Genomic DNA, 3,120 nt, shown 5'->3' with positions numbered 1-3,120 from the left:
ATTTCAAGTATGACCGCCAACAGCCTTTAGTCCCCCATCCAGCTAAACCTGTTAACACAGTTCAACGTTGCCACCCAGATCGCTGGAAAAACTTCTTACCTATGCTTGTTGATTCTCCTTCTTCATCTTCATCCTCATCCTCATGAATAATACCGAACAACTAACACAATTCGCTCTTCAGCAGCACTTTGACGATCACTGGGTGCAAATCTTTGAAACGCTTTGCACTGATGTGGGGATCAATAATCTTCCACAAACAACCGTAGAGCAAGGAAATTGCTTGCTTTTGCTGCTCAAACACAATCAGGCCACACCAGAGTTTGTGAAAAATCTCTTGGGCTATTCTCTACAAAAAGGAATGCCTCTTTCTGTGATAGACCACATTCTCAATAGCGACCTTGACAAAGACGGCAGAGCCTTGTCCCAAGAGCTTTTTGAGGATTATACTGACCCATTTGAAAAAGAGGCAGGGGAGCAGGGAGCGGGGGGCAGGGGAGATGGTTCAGGTGGAGATTCGACCCCACCTGAACGAGAGCCACTTAATAGAAGTGGGGGACTCAGACCCATGTTCCGCTCTGCTCCACAGCAGAAGAAAGGGGTCATTTCCCCCTGCTCCCTGCCCCCTTCCCCCTGCCTCTTCGTTGAAGTAGATAGCCGTCCGCAAATGTGCAGAAATTCACGACAAATCGAATTAGAATTATGACATTTTGCATTGCTTCCTTGCAAAAAGTCACTCAAAGAATAGCGTTTCGCTGGATGTAATTAACAGCAGAAGTTCGTAAAATTTACGTAATTTTTGTTTTATATCAACCAGTATGTTGCAACAAACCATTGCCTCGCGGGACAAACCGAAAGTTATAAAGCCTGTAAGTAAAGTAGAGAATCTGGAAATGCTTCTGGTTGAGAAAGTGCAACGAGGAGAAGATGTAACAGGGACTATTCAGGCACTTGAATACTTTCAAAGTAGCAGCAATGACCAGTATTGCCACAAAATGTATTACAGCCAAACAAAAGAGAGACAAACCTTTGAATCCGTACAAAGGGTAATTATTACCGCTTTTGCGATTTTAGGGATGATTGTATTCCTGGCTAAAGTTCACAATCCATCAGCCAATCTCTTAAATCAATTGCCACCATTATCTATCCAGAAATAAGGAGTTACACCCTACTAGTACCGCAACGCGGAAGTCAAAAGTCAAAAGTCAAAAAGCTTAGAAGACAGGCTTTTGAAGAATTTGAAATAGTTGCTTTATTTACGCCGTGCTGTACTAGTAGTCTGGCAACCCAAAATTGTTGGGTGGAGGCAGCAAGGGTGCAGGGGAGATGGAGGAGTTTTATATAAGTCTTCCCCTCTGCTCCTTCGCTCCTTTGCTCACCACGGGAGCAAAGTTTGTGTGGTGTACCACTATTCTCTATTGAAGGTAACGATTGCGGTAATTACCTTTTAAAAGTTTGTGAGATTGTTTTGTAGTCCATTGCCATAAAGGAGTTAAGCGTTCAACATCCTGGAATAACAACCGCCAAGAGTCATTATTCGTGTACTGGTAAATAACATTAGCCAGTACACGTAAACATCTTTGTGGTTGACTTTTCACCTGTTCTTCAGCAAAACGAAGTACTATCCAGTTAGCTTCGACAAAGCATTTATTGCGGTAGTCATCCATACCCACACAGTGAATTGGTTGATTAGTGAGGAGAGTAAATGGTTCATCAATTTCTAAATCAATGTGCAAATTTGTATTTGGTTCCACGAAGAGAAAGTCGGCGCTGTAAGCGACTTTATGGTTCAAAGGTAGCAACTGTTGTTGTGAAAAGATATCAGGGTCAAAATACTTTTTCAGTATCAAGCCAAACTCGAACTCAGAAGCACCTAGCTTTGTGCTTTCGTTTGATTTTGAAGGTAAAATCAACGGCGATAAATTGCCCTGTCTGACACCTTCACCGATGAGCAATATAGGATAGCAAGGACGGTTTTTCATGAAAAGCTTAGTTCAAAAAATCTTCAAGTTAATTAAGATAAAGAATCCGTTGATAGCTGTAGAATCTCCCCTACAAGAACGTCTGAAATTACTTACTTGCCTTACCAGGGAATGTGAGTCACAAAATATAAAATGCTATTTGTGGTCACTAGAAGATGACTCTTTATGCCAGTTACAAATTCTAGAAGAAAAACTGACACTACATATTGTAAGTGAGTATCAAGCTATTACTGATAAATCTCGGCACGAACACTATTTTGAAATCCTGCGTTTTTGGAAAACTACGTCTTTGCAGGGCATTCTCATATTAGAAGGGATATTTCCTTGGATCGGTGATAATCCTGACAGGCTTACTTCTGGATGGATTAAATCTGCTCTCATCAATCTGAAGCTCTATAACCGTAATGGTAACAAGATAGCAATTCTTTTAGGGCCAAACACCACACTATCATCAGACATTGCGCTCTTAATCCCGACGCTCACACAACAACTACCAACTATTGAAGAAATTGATACGTACCTCAAAGAAGCATTGCCTTTTTTCAATCCATCTGAAACTCATGATTTAGCTCAAGCTGCTGTGGGATTATACATGGCAGATATTAAATATGGTATTCGAGAGGCACTATCGGATGTGGAAGATATTTCTGCCCAAGAGCTAACTCTTCAAATACTTGCCTATAAAGTCAATCTTCTGGGACGAGTTTATAACGTAGAATTTCTCCAGTCTCCGTCTATCAAAGTAGGGGGGCTAGAATTGATGCAAGAGTCATTCCTTAAGTATAAACAACTGATGACTCCATTAGCACAAGCCTATAATCTGCGGATTCCAAAAGGTATTCTGTTAATTGGCCCACCCGGAACCGGAAAATCTTACTCGGCTAAAGTCTGTTCTCAACTGCTGGGTGTACCAATGATGATTGTGGAGTGGGGCAACTTCCGTAGTTATGGTAATCAAGCAGAATATAAGCTGAAGAAACTGCTGGCATTAGTCGATAGGATTGACCGGATTATCTTTTATTTGGATGATTTTGACAAAGGCTTTGCGGGAGATGATGACTTAGGACGAAGACTGGCAGGAATGCTATTGACATGGATGCAAGAGCGAACGAGTAATGTCTTAATTATTGCCTCAGCTAAC

Annotated in this window: 4 protein-coding genes; 3 read left to right on the top strand and 1 reads right to left on the bottom strand. The window is 41.4% G+C overall.

Annotated features, from left to right (window positions below):
- The first annotated feature begins 142 nt into the window (after positions 1 to 142).
- Positions 143 to 703 (top strand): hypothetical protein, encoded by a 561-nt coding sequence (locus tag AC5JL8_RS07200; protein WP_495879098.1) that lies wholly within the window; start codon positions 143 to 145, stop codon positions 701 to 703.
- Positions 704 to 815: 112 nt separating this feature from the next.
- Positions 816 to 1,154 carry a hypothetical protein gene (locus AC5JL8_RS07195; protein ID WP_495879097.1) on the top strand — a complete coding sequence of 113 codons (339 nt, stop codon included), beginning with the start codon at positions 816 to 818 and terminating at the stop codon, positions 1,152 to 1,154.
- A gap of 258 nt (positions 1,155 to 1,412) precedes the next feature.
- Here AC5JL8_RS07195 and AC5JL8_RS07190 read toward each other — a convergent pair whose 3' ends face one another.
- Positions 1,413 to 1,979 (bottom strand): hypothetical protein, encoded by a 567-nt coding sequence (locus AC5JL8_RS07190; RefSeq protein ID WP_495879096.1) that lies wholly within the window; start codon positions 1,977 to 1,979, stop codon positions 1,413 to 1,415.
- Here AC5JL8_RS07190 and AC5JL8_RS07185 point away from each other — a divergent pair.
- A partial coding sequence (locus tag AC5JL8_RS07185) for an AAA family ATPase (protein WP_495879095.1) occupies positions 1,978 to 3,120 on the top strand: 1,143 nt, incomplete at its 3' end. The genes AC5JL8_RS07190 and AC5JL8_RS07185 overlap by 2 nt on opposite strands.

It is taken from the genome of Mojavia sp., assembly GCF_059505145.1.
Note: the sequence above shows the minus strand (reverse complement) of the source record. Positions and strands in the feature narration are given on the sequence as shown.